We start from the raw sequence: 23389 nt of genomic DNA, 5'->3' as shown, positions 1-23389 counted from the left end.
AGGCCCCGACAAAACGGGGCGTGCCAACCGGCACGCCCCTTCCCCCACAGGCGCCACAAAATGGAGTTTTGTAAGAGAACAGGTTACCCTTTCCGCTTCCTGAAAGCCGTCCCACCCACTCCCTGCTCATGCCCGCACTCAATTACGCGATGATCGTTGCCTTCAACGTCTTCGTCGCCTGCTTCTTCATCGCCGTCGTCTCGCTAGGCTTCATCTACCTGTTCAAGCTCAACGAGCTGAACGACACCATGCGCCACCCCTTGCTGGCCAAGCAGCCGTTCAAGCGCCTGCCCCGCTCGCTGCAAGCCGGCATCCTGCAGGACTACTTCCTGCGCCTGTTCTTCCCCACCCTGAAGTTCGGCCTGTTCGGCTACGCCAACCGGGTCCTCGCGCACGTGGATCCCAAGAAAGTGCCGCTGCGCCTCAAGTGGCCATTGATGGGCCTGTGGGCCGGCTGCTGGATCGGCCTGATCGCCATGATCTCCCTGTGGACGCTGATGCTGCTGCGCCGCTGAAGCCCGTACTGACGCCTGTGGCGGCCAGGCCGCGGCCGCCGCCCCCGTTGCGTTGTCGCATCTTTGCGTTCAAGCTTGCGTCTTTCGCGAGGAGACGCATGTGATCAAGATCTGGGGCCGGGCCAACTCGGTCAACGTACAAAAGGTCCTCTGGTGCTGTGACGAGCTGGGCCTGCCTTACGAGCGCATCGACGCGGGCCTGCACCACGGCCGCAATAACGAACCCGAATACCTGGCCATGAATCCCAACGGTCGCGTACCGACCTTGGAGGACGGCGATTTCGTCCTGTGGGAATCGAATTCGATCATGCGTTATCTGGCCCTGCAATACGGCGCCGGTCAGGCGCAGGACAAGTCCCACGATCTCTACCCGGCCCAGCCCCGCCTGCGCGCCAGCATCGACCGCTGGCTCGACTGGACCCTCTCCACCCTGCAACCCGCGGAACGCAATGTGTTCTGGGGCATCGTACGCACGCCGCCCGCCGAACGCGACATGGCCGCCATCCAGAAAGGCGCCGACGCCTGCGGCGCGCTGTGGGGCATGCTGGACACGCACCTGGCCGGACGCGCCTACGTGGAAGGCAATGCCTTCTCCCTCGCCGATATCGTGCTGGGCGCCTATTGCCGTCGCTATCTGGAACTGGACGGGATACAACGCCCTGCCCTGCCGCATCTGCAGAAGTGGTATGAAGGCGTGAGGCAGCGCCCCGCCTTTCAGCGCTATGTCGCCCCGGCGCTGACATAATCGGCTTTCGACAGCAACGAGGCAAAGCCCCCGCCATGACCATTGAGCTTCATACCTGGAATACGCCTAACGGCCGCAAGATCAGCGTCGCGCTGGAAGAGATGGGCCTGCCCTACTCGGTGCATCCCGTCGACATCCGCAACGGCGAACAGCACCAGCCGGCGTTCCTGCGCATCAGCCCCAACAACCGCATTCCCGCCATCGTCGACCCCGAGGGTCCTGAAGGTAAGCCGGTCAGCGTGTTCGAGTCCGGCGCCATCCTGCTGTACCTCGGCGAAAAGACCGGCAAGTTCCTGCCGGCCAAGCTGGTCGATCGCATTCCGGTCCTGGAATGGCTGATGTGGCAGATGGGCGGCTTCGGCCCGATGCCCGGCCAGGCGCATCATTTTCTCGGTCTGGACAACGAGGCCGACCGCCGTTATGGCGCGCAGCGCTATGTGGCTGAAACGCGCCGCCTGTACGGCGTGCTGGATCGCCGCCTGGCCCAGGTGGAGTTCGTGGCGGGTCCGCTTTCAGTGGCGGACTTCGCCATCGTGGGCTGGGCCTGGCGCCACGAGAAGCACAAGGTCGACCTGGCCGACTTTCCAAATGTGAAGCGCTGGTACGAGGCCCTGATGGCGCGGCCCGGCGTCAAGCGTGGCTTCGACGTGAAGCTGGATAAGTAAAGCCCGTCCCGGGAGCGGATGCAGCCTGGTTGCCGGCTGCAACGCTTCCGTTCAACGGCGGCGATCGCACAACGGCGGCGCCGTCGTGTTGGTGGCGAAGACATCGACGATGGCATCGGCCACCGCGCGCACACGGCCCGACCGATGCAGGTCGCCATGCAGCACCATCCAGATGTCGTAGTGCTCCGCGCGATCCGGCCACACCCGCTTCAAGGCCGGATCGCCGTCCGCCAGATACACCGGTAGTTCAGCCAGCCCCAGGCCCGCACGCACGGCCTCGCGCAGCACCAGCCCGGAATTCACTTCCATGGCCACGCGCGCGTTCGCATACGGCTCGCCGGCCAAAGTGTCCGGCCGCGTCATCATCAACGCGCGCTGGTAGATCACGACAGCATGCCCTTCGAATGCCGTGCCGCGGCGCGGCTCGCCGTGGGCTTTCAGATACGTCTTGCCCGCATAAAGGCCCATTTCGCGCCGCGCCAGGCGCCGCGAAATCAGATCCGGGTTGTCCGGCCGCACATTGCGCACGGCGATGTCGGCATCGCGCCGGGCCAGGTTGGTCAGCTGCATCGATGTCGTCAGCACAACCCGCAGGTCGGGATGTTCGGCCTGGACCTTCTGGACGGCGGCGATCATCAGATGGCTGCCGATGGTGTCCGACGTCGCCACGCGCACGGTGCCCGACACGCGCTCATCGGTCCCCTGGGTCTGGCGCACCAGCTGGTCGGCGGCGCGTTCCATGGCCTCCGCGGCCTGCAAGGCCAGTTCACCCGCGCGCGTGGGCACGTAGCCGTTCGAGGTGCGCAGGAACAGGCGCGCATCCAGCGATTTTTCCAAGGCGGCCAGGCGACGCCCTACCGTGGCCTGGTCGATCTGCAGCAGGGCCGCGGCGGCGCGCAACGTCCCGGTCCGATAGACCGACAGGAAGATGCGGGTGTTGTCCCAATCCATGAAGTTCGTCCTTGCCTGCGTATCCTGCACGGCCCTTTGACCCATGCAGTTTCGTAGTGCTTATATCGCAATATCAAGCATTTATGCATTCTAGCGCAGCCAGAATATCTAGATTTTCAGCCCTGTCGTGGCGTTATCTTTCTCGCGGATAACTACAGCTGGAAACCTGGCTCCTTCTTCTTGAAACTGACGATTACCTTACTAGCTGCTAGCATGGTCGTGTCCTGTTCTTGCGCACGCCCATGCCCGCTCTGCCTTATCACCCCGTTGTTGTGGATATCATTCGCCAGCGCGAATGTCTTCAGGTTCTTGATGCCCCTTGTGGCTTTGGTTGGCTGGGACAAGCCTTGTCGACCGGCACGAGCCAGGCGCCCCAGATCGACGGCGTCGGCATGTGGGAGTTTCCCTCGCAGGAAAGCGGCTACCGCGACGTGCGCGAGCATGACCTGGATCACCCCTTGCCGCGTATCGGGCCCTCGTATGACGCGGTGGTATGCGGCGAGGCGCTGCACCTGTTGTGCAATCCTGGCGTGGCCCTGGAAAGTTTCCACAAGCAGCTCCGGCCCGGCGGCACGCTGATCATCACCACGCCCAACACCTGGTACATGCGTTCCAGGTTCCAGTATCTGCTGCGTGGCTTCCATTCCGGTTTCGCGCCTGCCGTGGGCAAAACACGTGGCGACTATATTCCTTTCATTCCCTGGTCGTTCACGCAGCTGCATCTGATGTTGAGCCATTACGGCTATACGGACATCACTTTGCATGACGTCGAAGAGCCCAAGCCGAAGCGCATGGTCGAATATGCGCTGGCCTTGCCCGGCATGATGCACATCCGCCACAAGCGGCAGCGCGCCCGTTGCGATGAAGAGCAGCGCTATTGGCAACAGGCCGGGTCCAAGCAATCGATATTCGGCCGGTGGCTGGTGGTCTCAGCAAGGGTGCCGGCGGGCGCTTGAGCAGCGCGTATGGGTTATCGTCCGACGGTAGCCCGATGCCTGTTCCCGAGATCCCGATGTCCTTGAATACTTCCCCCTGCCCCTGCGACAGCGGCCGCCCCTATTCCAGCTGCTGCGGCCGTTGGCATGCCGGCGCCTTGCACTTGCAGGCACCCGATGCCCAGGCGCTGATGCGCTCACGCTATAGCGCCTTCGTCCTGGACCTGACCGACTATCTGCGCGACACCTGGCATCCCGGCACGCGGCCCGACAGCATCGAGCCCAACCCGGCCGGGTTGAAATGGCTGGGCCTCAGCATCAAAGGGCATGCACGGCAGGACGACACTCACGCCACGGTCGAATTCGTCGCCCGCAGCCGCTGGCAAGGCAAGGGGGAACGGCTGCACGAAACCAGCCGCTTCGTGCTTGAAGAAGGTCGCTGGTTCTACGTGGACGGTACCTTGCACGACAAGTGAAGCGAGCCAATTGGGCCAATCGTATACGTTTCGACAATTTACGGTTCGGCTTTTATACTCGCCGCATTTACCCTCCCGCAGTGCCCAACTTTTTGCCGGAGCTTCCCATGCGACTTGTCACTACCGCGCTGTTCGCCGCACTGACCCTTGCCTCTTCCGCGGCGCTTGCCGCGGAAACGAAGAACGTCCGCGTTACGCCCCTTGGCGGCATCGATGGGGAATTCTGCCCGCAGGACCGCGCTTTGGTCTTCGAAGACCCGAACGGCACGCGCATCCTCTACGATCCGGGCCGCACGGTGGCGGGTGCCGACGATCCCCGCCTGGGCAAGATCGACATCATCCTGATCAGCCACATGCACGGCGACCATGTTGGGAACGCGCACAACAAGGCGCCCAATTCCGGCACCTGCGCCAACCCGGATGTGTCGGTGTCTTCGGTGCCAAACACGCTGGCTGTTGAAATCGCGCTGGCGAAGAAATCGAAGATCGTCAGCGGCAGCGACATGCCGCCGTTCTTTGCCGCCAAGCTCAAGGCCAACGGCGGCGACCCCGCGAATTCCGTGCTGGCGCGTTTCGGCGGCAGCGTGACCCTGGGCGGCGTGCGTATCGCCACGGTCACCGCCATGCATAGCAACGGGGTCGATCCGGACTTCATCGGTGGCGAGCTAGGCAAGGAAATGAAGGCCGTCGGCATCTATGGCGACGTGGGTCTGGCGACGGGCTTCGTAGTGACGTTCAGCAACGGGCTGGTTGCTTATTTATCGGGCGACACGGGCGTCACCGCGGACCAGGACCGCGTGGTGCGCGGGCTTTATCACGCCAGGCTGGCGGTGATGAATATGGGCGATGGTTTCACCACCGGGCCCAAGGAAGCGGCCTATGTGATGAATGACCTGGTCAAGCCGGTTTCCGTGATTCCTTCGCACGCCAATGAAGTGGGCACGGTCAATGGCAAGGTACGGGCGGGCAGCAAGACCGAAGCGTTCATCAAGCAGGTCCATGCGCCGTCTTATGTGCCGTTATCTGGCAAAACCATGGCGTTCGACGCCAACGGCCGCTGCCAAGAGGGTTGCAAGTAGTCTCCCCCTACCGCGCGGAGCGCCCCCCTCAAGGGGCGGCACTGGCGGACCGGAAGGAAACATCCACCCCAGCGCGCTACGCGCGCCCCCCTCAAGGGGCCGCACTGGCGGACCGGCAAAGCCGGCTCCGCTGTGCCCCGGATCATAAAGACCTGTGCAATGCACAGGCCTTTATCAGGAACGTCACGCTGGGTGCGCGGAATTACCCGCGCTTGCCGACAGCCCGGTCCACCATCGCGGGCGCCATGCCCAGATAATTCTCCGGCGCGGTCAGGCGGTCGATAGCAGCCCGGTCCAGGTGGCGCGTGACCTCGGGCATGTTCGCCAGCACTTCAGCCAGACTGCCGCCATGTTCGTTGACCTGCCGGCAGGCGGCATACACGACGTCATGCGCCTGCTGGCGACCCATGTGCGGCGCCAGGCCCATCATCACGGCTTCAGCCACGATCAGGCCACGCGAAATGCCCAGGTTTGCACTCATGCGCGCTTCATCGACGATCAGTCCGCTCAACATGAACCTGGCCTGGTGCAGCGCCCCCGCCGACAGCACGAAACTTTCCGGCACCGCGATCCACTCCGCATGCCATGGCCCCGTCGCCCGTTCGAAATCCTGCACCATGGCGTCCAGCATCAATCCGGCATGCTGACGCACGGCCTTGGACGCGGCCAGCATCAACTCGCTGGAAATGGGATTGCGCTTCTGCGGCATGGTGCTACTGGCGCCCCGCCCCGTGACGAAAGGCTCATAGACTTCAGCGAATTCCGTGGCCGCCATCAACATGACGTCCAGCGCGATCTTGCCCAGCGACCCCGTGACCAGCGCCAGGAAATTCACCGCCTCGGCCAGCCCGTCGCGGGCCACATGCCATGTCGTCGCCGGCACACCCAGACCCAGCTCCTCCATCAGCGCCTGCTGCACGGCCAGGCCCTGGTCGCCCAGAGAGGCCAAGGTGCCCGCGGCGCCCGCGAACTGCCCCACCAATACGCGCGGACGAAGCTGGGCCAGGCGTTCGGCGTGACGGTCGAACATCGCCAGCCAGATCGCGGCCTTGTAGCCGAAGGTGATGGGCAAGGCCTGCTGCAGATGCGTGCGCCCCGCCATGGGCGTGTCGCGGTATTTGGTGGCAAGCGCGGCCAGGATACGGCGCAACGCTTCGATATCGTCGTTGACGATATCCAGCGCGGCACGTACCTGCAGGATCACCGCTGTGTCCATGATGTCCTGCGTCGTCGCGCCCCAATGCACATAGCGGCCCGCTTCGTCGCCGCACAGCTTCACCAACTGATGCACCAGCGGCAGGATGGGATAACCGACGATGTCGGTCTCGTGGCGCAGATGATCGAGGTCCAGGTCGGCAAAGCGCGACCGCTGCGCGATGACCTCGGCAGCGTCGGCGGGAATCACGCCGACGCGGGCCTGGGCGCGGGCCAGCGCGACTTCCACCTCGATATAGCGCTCGATGAGCGCACGGTCGTTGAAGATCTCGCGCATGGCTGGCGTGCCGAAAGCATCGCGAAACAGCACGGAGTCGAGCACCGTGGTGGCGCCCTGGAAATTGGCAATAGTCATGAGTGGTCCTTATGCTTCAGGCTTGTTGTCTTGATCCGGCGTCGATCGCGGCTTTGATGGTGGCTTCAATCGCGGCGTCATTCGTCCACCGGCTTCAGCGCACGTTCGCCAGCTTGTCCAGCCAGGGCCGCAGGTTTTCTTTTTCCTCCAGCCCGTAGCCGGCGGCGTCAGTGGGACGAACCAGTCCACCGCCCAGGCCGCAGCCTTTGGGATAGCCGCCGAAGGGCTGGAACACGCCCGGATACGCCTCGCACCCGCCCAGTTCCAGTCCAACGGCGATATGCAGATTGATCAGATGTCCGCCATGCGGATAAGCCTGGGCACGGTCGTAACCACGCGCTTCCAGCAAGGCCAGCATGCGTGCGTACTCGGTCAAGCCGTAGCACAGGCCCGCGTCCATCTGGAAGATGTCCTTGCCCGCCCGCATGCCGCCGAACAGCAGCAAGTTGTTGACGTCCGGCAGGGAGAACAGGTTTTCTCCCGTTGCCACTGGCAAGGGATAGGCTTCGGTCAGCTGACGGTTCAGGTCGTAGTCGAGCGGATCGCCTACCTCTTCGAACCAGCGCAATTGATAAGGCTCGATGGCGCGCGCGCACGCCAGCGCGGCGGGCAGATCGTAGCGGCCGTTGACGTCCACCGACAGCCGGCTGCCGGTACCCGCCACGGACAAGGCAGCCTCGATGCGCCGGAGGTCCGTCGCCAGCGGCGCGCCGCCTATCTTCATCTTGTAGGCCTGGTAGCCCTGCGCCTGGTAGCCCAGCAACTCTTCGCGCAGGCGCTCGGTTCCATCGCCCGCGCTGTCCGGATAGTAGTAACCGCCCGCCGCGTAGACGTCCACCCCCGCGGTCTTGCCTTGCCGCCCGTAGTGGCGCGAGATCGCCACATGCGCGGGCTCGTCATCCAGCTTGGCATTCAAGTCCCAGGCCGCGAGTTCCAAAGCCCCCGCGGCGGCGGCGCGATCGCCATGGCCGCCGGGCTTCTCATTGCGCATGGCAGTCTGCAAGACCTTGGCCGGGTCCAGCCGCCGGCCGTTGTCATCCAGCAGGCTGTGCGGTTCGGCCTTGAGCAGGCGGGGAATCATGCGGTCACGCAGGATGCCGCCTTGTGCGTAGCGGCCGATCGAATCGAAGGCATAGCCGATGACGGGCTTGCCGTCGCGGATCACGTCGCTGACCAGCGCGACCAGGGAGATGTCATGCTCCGAGAAGTTGACGAGGGCATTGGCGACATTGCCCTCCATGGGGACCGAGATCTCGCGGATCGCAGTGATTTTCATGATGCAGGTGTCCTTGTATTGCTTGCGTGGCGGATGACGGATCAAAGCGACGCATTGATGGGGCGCCCCAGCGCCCGGTGATATTCAGCCTTGGCCACGCCTTCGTCGAAGTCGCCGTTGAGCTTCGCCACGACCACCGTGGCCACGCTATTGCCCATGGCGTTGCAGATGCAGACGGCTTGCGACGTGAAGCGATTGATGCCGAACAGCAAGGGCAGCCCTTCGATGGGCAGGATGCCGGAGGCGGTGACCGTGGCGGCGAACACGATGAAGGTGCCGCCGGATACGGTGGCGGCGCCCTTGGACGTCACCAGCATGATCAGCAACAGGCCCAGCTGATGCTCCCAGGTCAGGGGCACGCCGTAGGCATTGGCCAGGAACATCACGCACAGGGGCAGATAGACTGACGTGCCGTCCAGGTTGAAGGCATAACCCGTAGGCAGCACCAGGCTGACGGTCTGCTTGGAGCAGCCCAAGGCCTGCAGCTTCTCCATCAAGCGGGGGAAGGCGCTTTCGGATGAACCCGTGGCGAACAGGATGCCGATCTCCGCCTTGAAATAGCGCAGGAAGTGGAAGATGTTCATGCCGAAGCAGCGCAGGATCACGCCGAACACGACGATGACGACAAATGCCAGGATGGCGTACATCACCAGCAGCAGGTAGCCGAGCGACACCAGGGCCTGCATGCCGCTGGCGCCGATGGCGTAGGCAATGGCGCCGAACGCGCCGATGGGCGCGAAGCGCATGACCAGATCGGTCAGCTTGAAGAAGCAGTCCGACATGGTGGTGAAAGCGCCTTCGACGACGGTGCGCGTTTTCGCCGTCAGCATCAACACGGCGGCGCCGAAGGCGATGGACAGCACCACCACCTGCAGCAGGCTGTGGCCGGTGAGCGCGCCGACGAAGCTGTCCGGGATCATGGACAGCAGGAAGGCGTCAAAGCCTATCGGTGCCGCGGCCTTGCCATACGACGCGGTGGCGGCGGCATGGACGGCGGCATCGGGCTGCAGGTTCAGGCCCACACCGACGCCGGAATAATTGGCCAGCACCATGGAAATGGCCAGGACGATGGTCGACACCACTTCAAAATAGATCAGAGCCTTGAAGCCGATCTTGCCGACTTTCTTCAGGTCGCCGGCGGCCAGGATACCCAGGACCAGGTTCAAAAAGACCAGGGGCGCCACGACGGTCTTGATCAGCCGCAGAAAGATATCGCCCAACACCTTCATCGACTGCCCCAGCTGGGGGTCGGCAAAGCCCAGGACGATGCCCAGCACGATGCCGGCCGTGATCTGGAAGCCCAGGCGCGCGTAGAAAGGTTTGGGATTGCCGGGGGTTGCCGCGGCGGCGGGAATTGCCATGCCCTAGTCTCCAGTATAAGTTCGTACTTATTTAATATGTACGTACTTTATATCTGTGAGTGCCTCAAGAAAACCAGGGTTTACCCTTGGATTTGTTGCTAATGGCCGCAGCGTGTAGAGTCCGCGTCACGGACAGCCAAATACCGGGAGGACGAGTGGCGGCGCGTTATATGGAGCTTGCGCAGGATCTGATCGAGCAGATCAGGACCGGCCAGATCGCGGTTGGCGCGGCCTTGCCCAGTGAGGTGGACCTGTCGCAGCAGCACGGCGTCAGCCGCGCCACGGTGCGGTCCGCGCTGCTGGTGGTGCAGAACCTGGGGCTGATTTCCCGCCGCAAGCGTGCCGGCATCCGTGTGGAGGCCGCGCAGCCACGCAAGGCTTACGAGCGCTCGCTGTCAGATCTGGAAGACCTGATGCAGTTCGCGGTGGTCACCGAGCGGCATGTGCAGGGGATAGATCATGTTGTCTGCGATGCGGCGCTGGCGGCGCAGTTGAAGAGCGATGTCCTGCGCAAGTGGATGCGTGTTGCCATGCTGCGGGTGGATATGCAGAAGCCTGATGAGCCCTTGTGCTGGACGGATGTATTTCTCGATCCCGATATCGGTGCGGAGCTGGGCACGCAGCTGCATAAAAGCACGGGGTTGATCTGCGAGATGGTCGAAGAGAAATTCGGCTGCACGGTGGATGAGGTACGCCAGGAGATCCGTGCGATTGGCGTGCCGGCACGCATGGCCACCGCGCTTGGCGTGGAAGCGGATACGCATGCACTGGAAGTGACGCGGTGGTATGCCAGCGAGGGGCAGGCGCCGTTTGAGATAACGGTGAGTGTGTTTCCGGCGAATCGGTTTACTTACGCGCTGACGTTAAGAAAGCACGACGGTATCTAACTCGTTAGACGCAATAAAAAAGCCCACCAGGTCTACCTGGTGGGCTTTTTCGTAAGAACCCGGGCCCGATCGCGGACACCGCGGAGCCGGCTTTGCCGGTCCGCCGGTGTCGCTGTTTAGGGTCCCCCCGTACCGCGCTACGCGCGGCCCCCCAGGGGGCGACACCGGCGGACCGGGGGACCGGGGGACCCGGCTCCGCGGTGTCCCCGATGGGTTGGAGATATTAATCAGGCAATAAAAAAGCCCACCGGCATTGCCTGGTGGGCTTTTCTTTCGCACAAACAAAACCCCAGCTGGGTTACCAGCTGGGGTTTTGAGCAATAAGTGCCTGACGATGACCTACTTTCACAGACGTCCGTCCACTATCATCGGCGCAAAGTCGTTTCACTGTCCTGTTCGGGATGGGAAGGAGTGGGACCAACTCGCTATGGTCGTCAGGCGTAAAGGGTTGTGTGTCTTGAACGAGTCAAGGCACACCAATCTGGGAAGAAGCAAACGCTTATGTGTTCGGGTGAGTCTGGATTGCGATCGCGTCGCACGCGATGCCACATCAAACTACATTTCAATCGTTGGGGGTTGTTGTTAGCGCCTGTGCAGAGGTCACCTCACTCTTACACACAGACCAACCATCAGGGTTATAGGATCAAGCCTCACGGGCAATTAGTATCGGTTAGCTTAACGCATTACTGCGCTTCCACACCCGACCTATCAACGTCCTGGTCTTGAACGACCCTTCAGGGGGCTCGAGGCCCCGGGATACCTTATCTTTAGACGAGTTTCCCGCTTAGATGCCTTCAGCGGTTATCTCTTCCGTACATAGCTACCCGGCAATGCCATTGGCATGACAACCGGTACACCAGAGGTACGTCCACTCCGGTCCTCTCGTACTAGGAGCAGGCTCCATCAAGTATCCAACGCCCACGGCAGATAGGGACCAAACTGTCTCACGACGTTTTAAACCCAGCTCACGTACCTCTTTAAATGGCGAACAGCCATACCCTTGGGACCGGCTACAGCCCCAGGATGAGATGAGCCGACATCGAGGTGCCAAACACCGCCGTCGATATGAACTCTTGGGCGGTATCAGCCTGTTATCCCCAGAGTACCTTTTATCCGTTGAGCGATGGCCCTTCCATTCAGAACCACCGGATCACTATGTCCTGCTTTCGCACCTGTTCGACTTGTCAGTCTCACAGTCAAGCACGCTTATGCCATTGCACTATCAGCACGATTTCCGACCGTACCTAGCGTACCTTCGAACTCCTCCGTTACGCTTTGGGAGGAGACCGCCCCAGTCAAACTGCCCACCATGCACTGTCCCCAATCCGGATAACGGACCAAGGTTAGAACCTCAAACAGACCAGGGTGGTATTTCAAGGTTGGCTCCACCGAATCTAGCGACTCGGTTTCAGCGCCTCCCACCTATCCTACACAGGCCGGTTCAAAGTCCAATGCAAAGCTACAGTAAAGGTTCATGGGGTCTTTCCGTCTAGCCGCGGGTAGATTGCATCATCACAAACACTTCAACTTCGCTGAGTCTCGGGAGGAGACAGTGTGGCCATCGTTACGCCATTCGTGCAGGTCGGAACTTACCCGACAAGGAATTTCGCTACCTTAGGACCGTTATAGTTACGGCCGCCGTTTACCGGGGCTTCGATCAAGAGCTTGCACCCCATCACTTAACCTTCCGGCACCGGGCAGGCGTCACACCCTATACGTCGACTTTCGTCTTTGCAGAGTGCTGTGTTTTTAATAAACAGTCGCAGCCACCGATTCTCTGCGACCCCATCATGCTCAGCGCGCAGGCGCTTCACACTACCGGGGCATACCTTCTCCCGAAGTTACGGTATCAATTTGCCGAGTTCCTTCTCCCGAGTTCTCTCAAGCGCCTTGGAATATTCATCCCGTCCACCTGTGTCGGTTTGCGGTACGGTCTCGTACAGCTGAAGCTTAGAGGCTTTTCTTGGAACCACTTCCAATCACTTCGCGAAACATGTTCGCTCGTGCCACACCCTTGAGTCATGCGCCCGGATTTGCCTAAGCGCCCTCTCTAATGCAGCAACAGGGACTTCCAACACCCTGATGATCTTCCGCGATCCGTCCCCCCATCGCACTGTACGACGGTACTGGAATATTAACCAGTTTCCCATCAGCTACGCATCTCTGCCTCGCCTTAGGGGCCGACTCACCCTGCGCCGATGAACGTTGCGCAGGAAACCTTGGACTTACGGCGAGGGGGCTTTTCACCCCCTTTATCGCTACTCATGTCAGCATTCGCACTTCTGATACCTCCAGCAGCCTTTACAAGCCACCTTCACAGGCTTACAGAACGCTCTCCTACCGCGTGCATCGAAATGCACACCCGCAGCTTCGGTTTATCGCTTAGCCCCGTTACATCTTCCGCGCAGGACGACTCGATCAGTGAGCTATTACGCTTTCTTTAAAGGGTGGCTGCTTCTAAGCCAACCTCCTGACTGTCTATGCCTTCCCACTTCGTTTCCCACTTAGCGATAATTGGGGACCTTAGCTGGCGGTCTGGGTTGTTTCCCTCTTGAGTCCGGACGTTAGCACCCGGTGCTCTGTCTCCCAAGCTGGACTTGCGGGTATTCGGAGTTTGCCATAGTTTGGTAAGTCGCCATGACCCCCTAGCTATAACAGTGCTCTACCCCCCGCAGTCATACTTGAGGCACTACCTAAATAGTTTTCGGAGAGAACCAGCTATTTCCAGATTTGTTTAGCCTTTCACCCCTATCCACAGCTCATCCCCTAATTTTTCAACATTAGTGGGTTCGGTCCTCCAGCACGTGTTACCGTGCCTTCAACCTGGCCATGGATAGATCATCTGGTTTCGGGTCTACACCCAGCGACTGAATCGCCCTATTCGGACTCGCTTTCGCTACGCCTTCCCTAATCGGTTAAGCTTGCCACTGAATGTAAGTCGCTGACCCATTATACAAAAGGTACGCAGTCACCCCACAAGGAGGCTCCTACTGTTTGTATGCATACGGTTTCAGGATCTATTTCACTCCCCTTCCGGGGTTCTTTTCGCCTTTCCCTCACGGTACTGGTTCACTATCGGTCGATCACGAGTATTTAGCCTTGGAGGATGGTCCCCCCATCTTCAAACAGGATTTCACGTGTCCCGCCCTACTTTTCTTACGCTTAGTTCCACACACGAGATTTCGTCTACAGGGCTATCACCTGCTACGGCCGGACTTTCCATTCCGTTCGACTATCCCATGCGCTAAAACGTAAAGGCTGTTCCGATTTCGCTCGCCACTACTTTCGGAATCTCGGTTGATTTCTTTTCCTCGAGCTACTGAGATGTTTCAGTTCACCCGGTTCGCCTCCATGAGCTATGTATTCACTCATGGATACCGTCTTGCGACGGTGGGTTTCCCCATTCGGATATCTGCGGATCAAAGCTTGTTTGCCAGCTCCCCGCAGCTTTTCGCAGGCTACAACGTCCTTCATCGCCTGTGATCGCCAAGGCATCCACCATATGCACTTAGTCACTTGATCCTATAACGCTAATGGCTATAGCACCAACAACTAACCTTCACAATTCACTGTATGTCTGACATGACATCGCATTTGTGCCGTTCCAAATTGCTTTAGAACTTTATGATTGCAATCACAACCCGTATTCACCTTTCATTCGATTTAACGAATTACTCGACAAACACATTGTCGTTTTGCTTCTTCCAGATTGTTAAAGAACGATATACAGCTATTGGATTAAAAACCCAACGTTTAAGACTTCATCGCCCAAGCGATGCAGCACTAAACGTTAGACTCTTGACCTTGCGGACCCGGTATTCAAACCCCACTGCCCATCTGTTGAACACAGAAAGTAGTGGTGGAGGTGAACGGGATCGAACCGATGACATCCTGCTTGCAAAGCAGGCGCTCTCCCAGCTGAGCTACACCCCCATTCATGCTTCACCGTATCACTACGTTGCCGCATAAACCGTGGTGGGTCTGGTTGGATTCGAACCAACGACCCCCGCCTTATCAAGACGGTGCTCTAACCGACTGAGCTACAGACCCAATTTTTCATCGGATCCGCTGTGGATGACAGACAAGAGATTCGCTCTCTACTGCCCTGCCACCGATCCAGCCATATTAACAACCGATAAGTGTGGACGCTTAACACCAATCACGCTTCGCTCTGAAAGGAGGTGATCCAGCCGCACCTTCCGATACGGCTACCTTGTTACGACTTCACCCCAGTCATGAATCCTACCGTGGTAATCGCCCTCCTTGCGGTTAGGCTAACTACTTCTGGTAAAACCCACTCCCATGGTGTGACGGGCGGTGTGTACAAGACCCGGGAACGTATTCACCGCGACATGCTGATCCGCGATTACTAGCGATTCCGACTTCACGCAGTCGAGTTGCAGACTGCGATCCGGACTACGATCGGGTTTCTGGGATTGGCTCCCCCTCGCGGGTTGGCGACCCTCTGTCCCGACCATTGTATGACGTGTGAAGCCCTACCCATAAGGGCCATGAGGACTTGACGTCATCCCCACCTTCCTCCGGTTTGTCACCGGCAGTCTCATTAGAGTGCCCTTTCGTAGCAACTAATGACAAGGGTTGCGCTCGTTGCGGGACTTAACCCAACATCTCACGACACGAGCTGACGACAGCCATGCAGCACCTGTGTTCCGGTTCTCTTGCGAGCACAATCAAATCTCTTCGATCTTCCAGACATGTCAAGGGTAGGTAAGGTTTTTCGCGTTGCATCGAATTAATCCACATCATCCACCGCTTGTGCGGGTCCCCGTCAATTCCTTTGAGTTTTAATCTTGCGACCGTACTCCCCAGGCGGTCAACTTCACGCGTTAGCTGCGCTACCAAGGCCCGAAGGCCCCAACAGCTAGTTGACATCGTTTAGGGCGTGGACTACCAGGGTATCTAATCCTGTTTGCTCCCCACGCTTTCGTGCATGAGCGTCAGTGTTATCCCAGGGGGCTGCCTTCGCCATCGGTATTCCTCCACATATCTACGCATTTCACTGCTACACGTGGAATTCTACCCCCCTCTGACACACTCTAGCTCGGTAGTTAAAAATGCAGTTCCAAAGTTAAGCTCTGGGATTTCACATCTTTCTTTCCGAACCGCCTGCGCACGCTTTACGCCCAGTAATTCCGATTAACGCTTGCACCCTACGTATTACCGCGGCTGCTGGCACGTAGTTAGCCGGTGCTTATTCTGCAGGTACCGTCAGTTGCGCCAGGTATTATCCGGCGCCGTTTCTTTCCTGCCAAAAGTGCTTTACAACCCGAAGGCCTTCATCGCACACGCGGGATGGCTGGATCAGGGTTTCCCCCATTGTCCAAAATTCCCCACTGCTGCCTCCCGTAGGAGTCTGGGCCGTGTCTCAGTCCCAGTGTGGCTGGTCGTCCTCTCAAACCAGCTACGGATCGTCGCCTTGGTGAGCCTTTACCTCACCAACTAGCTAATCCGATATCGGCCGCTCTAATAGTGCGAGGTCTTACGATCCCCCGCTTTCCCCCGTAGGGCGTATGCGGTATTAGCTACGCTTTCGCGTAGTTATCCCCCGCTACTAGGCACGTTCCGATACATTACTCACCCGTTCGCCACTCGCCACCAGACCGAAGTCCGTGCTGCCGTTCGACTTGCATGTGTAAGGCATCCCGCTAGCGTTCAATCTGAGCCAGGATCAAACTCTTCAGTTCAATCTCTGTTTGTATGCCCTAAGACCCAGTAAACCAGATCAAAGGACATCTTTCGCAATTTGCTCAAAGGAAGTGAGAGTTAAGACAAATTGCTTTGCCCTAATTTCTTACTTCTATGTGAGCGTTTGATTTCGTTGGCGCCATCGATTTCTCGATGGACAGCGCAATCCGCATCAAGCGCCCACACTTATCGGTTGTTTCGTTGTTAAAGAGCGGTACTGCCAACTGCTTGCCTGCCGTTTATCTGATTCGCTTCGCTGCTTTCGCCGCGTTGCTGTTTCAGCAGCAGAGAAACGAGATTATGAAGCAGTTTTTCGAAGTTGTCAAATTCATTTCTGAACTTTTTTTACTTCTTTCAAACGCTGCGTGCTTCTTTGAAGTCACCGCCTTGCATTTGAAGTCTGCTCGCTCAACCCGTTACCGGGTTTCGCTGAAACCGTTTCGAGGGGCGCTATGCGCTGAACCTTAAAACTGCTTCATTATCTCACTTCAAGTTCGTCACTATAACACATCTAACTCGTTGAAATTTCAGGAGATTCCTGTCGTTTCGTCGTCGCGTTGTTTGTGTTGGAGCAGCGAAGGAGCGAGACTATAGCACAGGATTTTTGCTTGTGTAGCCCCAAGGGCAATATTTTTAAAAAAACCTGCATTTTTTTCTGTCGGCCCCGCGGCGGCGGCCCTGAAACCACGCTGTGGAAGGCCTCTCTCCAGACGGAGAGAGGCCTTTTTCCCCCCTATAGAGATGCCTCTCCCCTATAGAGATGCCTCTCCCCTATAGAGATGCCTCTCCCCTATAGAGATGCCTCTCCCCTATAGAGATACCTCTCCCCTATAGAGATACCTCTCCCCTATAGAGATACCTCTCCCCTATAGAGATGCCTCTTCCTTATAGAAAGATGCCTCTCCCCTATAGAGAGATGATCCTCGCCGATACCTGTATGCCTATATAGGCAGGCATTCCCCCTGTTGCGGCTTCATGACGCAATGCAGCGGTTTCAGATGTGTGTAGGGGCTCACCCGCCACAATGGCGGCGGATACGTAGTTGCGTAGTTTGTAGTTCGGGCCGGCCAGGCGCCGCCAGCCAGCCCAGGATGCTTTGGAGAGTTTATGAGTTCGACCCGCTTGCCCCGTGTACCCATACTGGAGGTCGCTCAGATGACGCCTGAACAAAAACGCATCCACGACGTGATCACTTCCGGGCCCCGCGGCCAGGTACGCGGCCCGCTCGCTGTATGGCTGCACCGCCCCGCGCTGGCGGAGCCCGCCCAGGCACTGGGCCGCTACTGCCGTTTCGAAACCAGCCTGCCCGCCCGGCTGTCGGAATGGGCCATCCTGATCCTGGCCCACCACTGGCGCTCGGACTTCGAATGGTGGGCGCACAAGCCGCCCGCCCTCAAGGCCGGTATTACGGTGGAAATGATAGAAGCCCTGCGTGACGGCCAGCCCATCCCCTACGGCAATCCGGACGAAGCGCTGATACACGAGTTCCTCAATGTGCTCCATACGGACCGCGCCATTCCTCAGGACCTATATGACCGGGTGGTCCATGTCCTCGGTGAAGCGGGAGTCATCGACCTGGTCGGCATCGCCGGCTACTACACGATGATCTCGATGACGCTGAATGTCTTCGACATCCGTCCGCCCGAAGACAAGCCCTGCGAACTGGCTCCGTCCGAATAGGCGGACACCGCCCAGAGGGCTTGCGGGGCTGCTCGCCCCCAAGGCTCTCCCGGCAACGGGTCCGCCGCTCACCACATCGCTGGCCCCCGATCGCGCACCTGGGATAGATGCTTCTCCGCTTCGACCCCGCCGCGCACCTCCGGGGGCACACCGATGTCCCGCATCGTATGGGCATCCAGCTGCGCGACGGACACCGCATCCGGCCGGCGCCACCACGCCAGCCAGCCCAGTACGCGGCTTATCAAACTCTTCATCGGCTTCCCCAGAATATCGCCGCCCTGAGCGCGGCGCGGAAGCCATGGGCCTCCAAAAAGACCCGGCACGATTGGCCAGGCCCGCTACTGGTCAGATTAAGCAACCAGCAGCCGCCTGGGAATCAACTTGTTCTAGCCACTCTGGAAAGCTATTCTTACCAGATGCCTCGCCTGCCCCTGAACACCTTGCCCACGTTCCGTGTCGTCGCCGAACTGCAGAACCTGCGCGCGGCGGCGGAAGCCCTGCATCTGACTCACAGCGCCGTCAGCCAGCAATTGCGCGTGCTGGAAACACAACTGGGTCACCCCGTATTCGACAGACATGGCCGACGGCTGAGTCTCAACGCGGCGGGCGCGGCGTTGTTGCCCTATGTGAAGGAGGCCCTGGCGCAGCTGGATGCAGGCATGCAGGCGGCCGCGACGGCGGCCGGCTCGACCGGGCAGCGCTTGCGCCTGTCCGTGCTGCCCTCTTTCGCCCAACGCTGGTTGTTGCCGCGCATGGGACGGTGGCGTGAACAGCATCCCGATATCGCGCTGGAAATCGAAAGCTCGCAGCAGTTGGTCGACGTGCGGCGGGAAGGCTTTCACGCGGCCTTGCGGCAGGGACGCGGGCCCTGGCCAGGGTTGAACTCGGAGAAACTGTTCGATCACCCCATGCCCATGATCCTGGTGGGCTCGGCCACGGCGGCGCGGCGACTGGCCGGCGCGACGCCCGCTGACTATGCCCGGGAACCCCTGTTGGGCGAGGTCAGCTTATGGGAGCAATGGTTCGATGCCGCCGGCGCGCCGCGCAAAGTCAGCACGGTCGCGGTTTTCAACGACGCGGGACTGCTGCTGTCGGCGGTCGAGCAGGGCCTGGGCCTGGCGGTGGTGCGGGAACTGTTGGCGGCGGACGCCTTGCGCGACGGGCGGCTCGTGCGCCTGTCTCCCGTGGAAATCCTTTACGACCCCGCCAATGCCTATCAACTGGTCTATCCGTCGGCCTTGCAGGATTGGCCACCGCTGATCATCTTGGTCGAATGGATACGCGAAGAACTGGAAGCGTCGCGGCGAGCGCTGCAATACGCCGCGCCCGGCACTCGCCGCGCGTCCCGCGAGCAGCCACGCAAGGACCACGGCGGCGCTTGAGTCGCGCGCCTTGGACGAGCCCTGCACGCGCTCAAGCCTTGTCCAGTTCCCGGTAGTGGCGAAAGATGCCATCGCCGTAAGGCAGACGCCGGTCGCTCTTCAGATAGTCCTGCAATTCAGGCAGGCCGGCCACGCGCTCATGTAACCCAATCGCGTGCGGATACTCGCGCGCCAGCGTGCCCATGCGCTTGGGAAAGGCGTAGAACAGGCCATCGATCAGATGGAACAGGGAAAGATCGGCGTAGCTCCAGCGCAGGCCGCCCGCCAGCCAGTCGCCCCGCTCGGCCAATATGCCGTCGAAATACCCCAGGAATTTCGGCATGCGCTGATTGCGGAAGTCGTCCGCCCGACGTTGCGCCTCTTCCTGCTGGTCTTCGTAATAGAGGCCGGACGCCACCGGATGGTGGCTGTCGTGCGCTTCGGTCACCACGTCGGCGATGGTCAGTTGCAGTTGGTTGACCCACAGCCGGCCTCCCACGTCGTCCGGCGCCAGGCCGTGTTTCTCGCCCAGGTACAGCAGGATATTGGCGGTCTGCGAGATGACCAGCTCGCCGGCCACCAGATAGGGCGGCGCGAACGGCGGGCATTGTGGATGGGCGCGCATGTCACGCAACATCGCGTCCTCGCCGTCCTTCTCGCGCGCGCGATCCCGGTACTTCAGCCCCGCGGCTTCAAGGGCCAGGCGGACGAATTCGCCCCGCCCCGGTATGGCTCCCCAATACCAAAGGTCATACACCGTCTTATTTGCCATCACTACCTCCTGTAAACGGAATGAGGAAAGTCCAACGGGGCGCAACCGGTGTACCTACCCCACGGCCAAGACTAGCGGCCCCTGGGGCCGCGACCCAAGCCGGGCCGGCGCCCGCCCACGATACGCCCGCCCTGGACCGGCCGCGCTGCCAGCATTAGTTTGTTGCACACGGACGAAATCGGCTTGCTATGCTCCGACCGTCACGAATATCCCCTGCAAGAATGAACTCCTCGATCGTTTCGTCCCGCTCTGCGTCAACCCCGTCGATTTTGGGCGCGCCGCGGGCCGCCCGCCGCCGTCCGCGCCTGGCGCTGTGGTTCTGCCTGAGTCTGGCACTGTTCCTCGGTGTCGTTCTGCCTGGCCTGACGGCGTCCGTGCATGCGCAAAGCGCGCCGGCCGCGTCGGGCGACAACGAAAAGCTGTCGCCCGAAAAAGCCCTGGACGCCGCGCGCAAGCAGATGGACGCGCTACGCAAAGGCCTGGCCGAAGAGACCGACGACGCGGAGCTGGTGCGCCGGCGCGCCGCCGCCCTGGACATCCAGGGCAAGGCCGATGCCATCGCCGATCGGCTTGCGCCCGGGTTGGCCGCCATGCAGGCGCGTCTCACGGAGCTGGGCCCGGTGCCGGACGGCACCAAGGAAGCCCACGACGTCGCGACGCAGCGGGCCGAACTGGAGAAATCCCGCACGGCCCTGGATTCGCAGGTCAAGCTGGCGCGGCTGCTGTCCGTCGAGGGCACGCAGACCGCCGAGCAGGTCGCCAATCTGCGCCGCGCGCAGTTCCAGGCGCGCCTGGGTGAGCGCCGGTCGTCCATCCTGGGCGCGTATTTCTGGTCCGAATTCCGCGGCGACCGCCCTCGCGACCAGGAGCGCGCGGGCGAACTGGCCGACGAACTGAAAACGGCGCTGGCCGGTCCGCCTGCATGGGCGTGGGTCGCGCTGGCCGTCGCGCTGGCCATCGTCGTAGGCCTGTGGGCCCTGATCAGCCGCGCGCTGATCCGCCTGACCGCGTCGCGCGTCCCCGCCGGCCGGCTGCGGCGTTCCGTCCATGCCCTGACCATCGTGCTGCTGGCGACCATCACGCCGGGACTGATCGCCGAACTCGCCTTCATCGCCCTCGACTGGAGCGGCGACCTCGCCGACGACACCCGCTCCCTGCTGGCCGGTACCGCCGCCATCGTTTGCTTCGGCGGTTTCGTGACGGGCCTGGGCATCGCGCTGCTGGAACCGTCGCGGCCGTCCTGGCGCCTGCTTAGCATTCCCGACGAACTGGCCACGCGCATGCGCTGGTTCCCTTTGACCATGGGACCGCTGCTGTCCATCGTCTGGGTAATGGAACGCCTGCCTGGTGTCATCAGCGCCAGCCTGAGCACTACCATCCTGGTGAACTGCTTGGTCGCGCTGGTACTGGGCTTCATCGTGGCGGTGGGCCTGGTCAGGCTGGAGCGCACGCGGCGGGTTGCCCTGCGCGATCCTGAAACGGGCCGCGCGCCGCCGCGCAGCCTGCTGTACGTGATCATTGTCAGCGCCACATGGCTGGTGCTGGTCAGCGCGCTGCTGGCCTTGCTGGTCGGCTACGTGGCCTTCGGCAGCTTCCTGGTGAAGCAGTTGATCTGGAGCATCGTGGTGGTGTCCGCCACGTACCTCCTGTCCGTGCTGGCCGACGACTTCTTCATGGCGGTGCTGGGATCCAAGCGCGACCATGGCGGCAAGGACGACGACAAAAGCAAGCACGAGCCGCGCCTGCGCGATCAGGCGGCCGTGCTGTTGTCAGGCATCGTGCGCCTGTTCATCGCCGTCATCGCCATCACGCTGGTGCTGAGCCAGTTCGGCGAAGGCCCGATGGAATTGCTGCAGCGGGTGGACCAATGGCGCAACGGCCTGGCCATCGGCGAAGTGCAGCTGCGGCCCGCGGCATTGATGCAAGGCCTGCTGGTGCTGGCCGGCGGATTGATCGCCGTGCGCATGCTCAAGCGTTGGCTGACGGCGCGCTTCCTGCCGACGACGACGTTGGACACCGGCATGCAGACGTCCACCACGACCCTGTTCGGCTATGTGGGCATCGTCATCGCCGTGGCGCTTTCCCTGTCGGCGCTGGGGATAGGACTGGAACGCGTGGCATGGGTGGCCAGCGCCCTGTCGGTGGGTATCGGTTTCGGCCTGCAAGCGGTGGTGCAGAACTTCGTGTCCGGCTTGATCCTGCTGGCAGAGCGGCCGGTGAAGGTGGGCGATTGGGTATCACTGGGCGGCGTCGAAGGCGATATTCGCCGGATCAATGTGCGCGCCACTGAAATCCAGATGAGCGACCGTTCCACGGTGATCGTGCCGAACTCGGAGTTCATCACCAAGACCGTGCGCAACGTCACCCATGCCAATCCCCTGGGCCTGGTGCAGATCAAGCTGCCCATGCCCCTGAGCGCGAATGCCGCGACGGTCAAGGAGACCATCATGGCGGCCTTCGCGGATCATCCGGATGTATTGGAGGCGCCGGCGCCCAACGTATTCCTGGACGCGATCGACGCCAGCAACCTGCAATTCAACGCCACCGCGTATGTGGGATCGCCGCGCCAGGCTTACGGTACCCGCAGCACCTTGCTGTTCGACATCCTGCAGCGCCTGGCCGACAACGGCATCACGCTGGGCAAACCGCCCACGCTATTGGTCAGCGCGCCGGTGGCGACATCGATGCCGGTGCTGGCGCCCCTGGCGCCGCAGACGCCGACCACCGTGGCGGTGGCGCCGCCGCCGGCCCACGACGACGCCTAGAAGAAGCTCCAGAAGCCACCTTCCAGGTCCTTCTTGCAGCCCGCGTATTGCACGCGATAGCGTTCGGCCCGCGCCTGCACCTTGCGCGACACGGTCATCAACCAGGCCTTCTTGCGATAGGTGCCGGCGCGGTAGCCGCCCCACCCTTCGTGATAGGCCAGGTACTGGCCATAAGCGCCCGATTTGGGCACGCCGTTCAGACGCTGGGTCTTGGTCATATACCAGCCCATGAAGTCCAGGGCGTCGCTGAAATCGTCCCGGTGGGCGAACCAGCGGCTGTTCTCCCGTACATAATCGTCCCAGGTGTCGTCCTTGGCCTGCGCGTAGCCGTAGGCCGAACTGACCCGTCCCCAGGGAATGATCCACAGCAGGTAGTCGCGCGGCGGCTTGGCGTCCTGGCGGAAGGCGGATTCCTGATAGAGGATCGCGAACGGCACCTGCACCGGCACGCCCCACTTTTTCTGCGTGGCGACCGCGGCGTCGTACCAATCGTCTTTTTCGCGAAAGATGGAGCAGATATCTTCAGGATTGCGAGGTGGTGAGGTCGCGCAACCGGTCAAGGCGATCAATACCGCCAGCAGCAAGGAAAAACTAAGCGCACGCACGGCCGCCCCTGTGACGCCAAAAACAGAGACGCGATTGTAA

Annotated in this window: 18 protein-coding genes, 2 tRNA genes and 3 rRNA genes; 11 read left to right on the top strand and 12 right to left on the bottom strand. The window is 60.9% G+C overall.

Going from position 1 to position 23389, the window contains the following annotated elements; genetic code table 11:
• Window positions 1-128 precede the first annotated feature (128 nt).
• The 3 genes from ASB57_RS01215 to ASB57_RS01205 all read left to right on the top strand — a co-directional run bounded on the left by ASB57_RS01215 (window position 129) and on the right by ASB57_RS01205 (window position 1925).
• A complete protein-coding gene (locus tag ASB57_RS01215; protein ID WP_082621296.1) occupies window positions 129-515 on the top strand; it encodes a hypothetical protein in 387 nt (128 codons plus the stop codon).
• A gap of 100 nt (window positions 516-615) precedes the next feature.
• A complete protein-coding gene (locus ASB57_RS01210) occupies window positions 616-1260 on the top strand; it encodes a glutathione S-transferase family protein (protein ID WP_057649842.1) in 645 nt (214 codons plus the stop codon).
• 35 nt (window positions 1261-1295) lie between these two features.
• Window positions 1296-1925 carry a glutathione S-transferase family protein gene (locus ASB57_RS01205; RefSeq protein ID WP_057649839.1) on the top strand — a complete coding sequence of 210 codons (630 nt, stop codon included), beginning with the start codon at window positions 1296-1298 and terminating at the stop codon, window positions 1923-1925.
• 51 nt (window positions 1926-1976) lie between these two features.
• On the opposite strand, the gene ASB57_RS01200 is transcribed toward ASB57_RS01205, so the two are convergent.
• Window positions 1977-2876, bottom strand: a complete 900-nt coding sequence (locus ASB57_RS01200) for a LysR family transcriptional regulator (RefSeq protein ID WP_057649837.1) — start codon at window positions 2874-2876, stop codon at window positions 1977-1979.
• Between the two features lie 242 nt (window positions 2877-3118).
• Between ASB57_RS01200 and ASB57_RS01190 the strand changes: the two genes are divergently transcribed.
• The 3 genes from ASB57_RS01190 (at window position 3119) to ASB57_RS01180 (ending at window position 5366) form a co-directional block, all read left to right on the top strand.
• Window positions 3119-3832 carry a bifunctional 2-polyprenyl-6-hydroxyphenol methylase/3-demethylubiquinol 3-O-methyltransferase UbiG gene (locus ASB57_RS01190; RefSeq protein WP_156414033.1) on the top strand — a complete coding sequence of 238 codons (714 nt, stop codon included), beginning with the start codon at window positions 3119-3121 and terminating at the stop codon, window positions 3830-3832.
• Between the two features lie 56 nt (window positions 3833-3888).
• Window positions 3889-4287 (top strand): YchJ family protein, encoded by a 399-nt coding sequence (locus tag ASB57_RS01185; RefSeq protein ID WP_156414032.1) that lies wholly within the window; start codon window positions 3889-3891, stop codon window positions 4285-4287.
• 107 nt (window positions 4288-4394) lie between these two features.
• Window positions 4395-5366 (top strand): MBL fold metallo-hydrolase, encoded by a 972-nt coding sequence (locus ASB57_RS01180; RefSeq protein ID WP_057649832.1) that lies wholly within the window; start codon window positions 4395-4397, stop codon window positions 5364-5366.
• Between the two features lie 202 nt (window positions 5367-5568).
• Here the strand turns inward: ASB57_RS01180 and pcaB are convergent, their stop codons facing one another.
• From pcaB to ASB57_RS01165, 3 genes are all read right to left on the bottom strand, one after another.
• Window positions 5569-6936, bottom strand: a complete 1368-nt coding sequence (pcaB, locus tag ASB57_RS01175; protein ID WP_057649829.1) for a 3-carboxy-cis,cis-muconate cycloisomerase — start codon at window positions 6934-6936, stop codon at window positions 5569-5571.
• Between the two features lie 94 nt (window positions 6937-7030).
• Complete coding sequence (locus ASB57_RS01170) at window positions 7031-8212, bottom strand: enolase C-terminal domain-like protein (RefSeq protein ID WP_057655833.1); 1182 nt, start codon at window positions 8210-8212, stop codon at window positions 7031-7033.
• A 41-nt stretch (window positions 8213-8253) separates the two neighbouring features.
• A complete protein-coding gene (locus tag ASB57_RS01165) occupies window positions 8254-9573 on the bottom strand; it encodes a cation:dicarboxylate symporter family transporter (protein ID WP_057649827.1) in 1320 nt (439 codons plus the stop codon).
• 170 nt (window positions 9574-9743) lie between these two features.
• On the opposite strand from ASB57_RS01165, the gene ASB57_RS01160 reads away from it, so the two are divergent.
• Window positions 9744-10460: a GntR family transcriptional regulator gene (locus tag ASB57_RS01160; protein WP_057649825.1), complete on the top strand. Its 717-nt coding sequence runs from the start codon at window positions 9744-9746 to the stop codon at window positions 10458-10460.
• A 326-nt stretch (window positions 10461-10786) separates the two neighbouring features.
• Here ASB57_RS01160 and rrf read toward each other — a convergent pair.
• From rrf to ASB57_RS01135, 5 genes are all read right to left on the bottom strand, one after another.
• Window positions 10787-10899 (bottom strand): 5S ribosomal RNA (gene rrf / locus ASB57_RS01155).
• A gap of 200 nt (window positions 10900-11099) precedes the next feature.
• Window positions 11100-13982 (bottom strand): 23S ribosomal RNA (locus ASB57_RS01150).
• 335 nt (window positions 13983-14317) lie between these two features.
• A tRNA-Ala gene (locus ASB57_RS01145) sits at window positions 14318-14393 on the bottom strand.
• A 40-nt stretch (window positions 14394-14433) separates the two neighbouring features.
• Window positions 14434-14510, bottom strand: a tRNA-Ile gene (locus tag ASB57_RS01140).
• A gap of 124 nt (window positions 14511-14634) precedes the next feature.
• Window positions 14635-16165 (bottom strand): 16S ribosomal RNA (locus ASB57_RS01135).
• Together the 16S, 23S and 5S rRNA genes with 2 tRNA genes alongside form the textbook arrangement of a ribosomal RNA operon.
• 154 nt (window positions 16166-16319) lie before the next feature.
• Here ASB57_RS01135 and ASB57_RS01130 point away from each other — a divergent pair.
• Window positions 16320-16634, top strand: coding sequence for a hypothetical protein (locus tag ASB57_RS01130; protein WP_057649823.1), 315 nt, complete (start codon window positions 16320-16322; stop codon window positions 16632-16634).
• A 639-nt stretch (window positions 16635-17273) separates the two neighbouring features.
• Window positions 17274-17846 carry a carboxymuconolactone decarboxylase family protein gene (locus ASB57_RS01125; protein WP_231755315.1) on the top strand — a complete coding sequence of 191 codons (573 nt, stop codon included), beginning with the start codon at window positions 17274-17276 and terminating at the stop codon, window positions 17844-17846.
• A 68-nt stretch (window positions 17847-17914) separates the two neighbouring features.
• Here ASB57_RS01125 and ASB57_RS01120 read toward each other — a convergent pair whose 3' ends face one another.
• Window positions 17915-18100, bottom strand: coding sequence for a hypothetical protein (locus ASB57_RS01120; protein ID WP_057649821.1), 186 nt, complete (start codon window positions 18098-18100; stop codon window positions 17915-17917).
• 162 nt (window positions 18101-18262) lie between these two features.
• Between ASB57_RS01120 and ASB57_RS01115 the strand changes: the two genes are divergently transcribed.
• Window positions 18263-19228 carry a LysR substrate-binding domain-containing protein gene (locus ASB57_RS01115; RefSeq protein WP_057649820.1) on the top strand — a complete coding sequence of 322 codons (966 nt, stop codon included), beginning with the start codon at window positions 18263-18265 and terminating at the stop codon, window positions 19226-19228.
• A 31-nt stretch (window positions 19229-19259) separates the two neighbouring features.
• Here ASB57_RS01115 and ASB57_RS01110 read toward each other — a convergent pair whose 3' ends face one another.
• On the bottom strand, window positions 19260-19979 hold the full coding sequence (locus ASB57_RS01110; protein WP_057649818.1) for a glutathione S-transferase: 720 nt from the start codon (window positions 19977-19979) through the stop codon (window positions 19260-19262).
• 221 nt (window positions 19980-20200) lie between these two features.
• On the opposite strand from ASB57_RS01110, the gene ASB57_RS01105 reads away from it, so the two are divergent.
• Window positions 20201-22744, top strand: a complete 2544-nt coding sequence (locus tag ASB57_RS01105; RefSeq protein ID WP_082621294.1) for a DUF3772 domain-containing protein — start codon at window positions 20201-20203, stop codon at window positions 22742-22744.
• On the opposite strand, the gene ASB57_RS01100 is transcribed toward ASB57_RS01105, so the two are convergent.
• Entirely contained in the window at window positions 22741-23349 is a 609-nt protein-coding gene (locus ASB57_RS01100) for a hypothetical protein (RefSeq protein WP_057649816.1), read from the bottom strand. The genes ASB57_RS01105 and ASB57_RS01100 overlap by 4 nt on opposite strands.
• Window positions 23350-23389: the final 40 nt, after the last annotated feature.

It is taken from the genome of Bordetella sp. N (assembly GCF_001433395.1).
Taxonomy (GTDB): Bacteria; Pseudomonadota; Gammaproteobacteria; order Burkholderiales; family Burkholderiaceae_B; genus Bordetella_C.
This window is presented reverse-complemented; position numbering and strand designations above follow the sequence as displayed.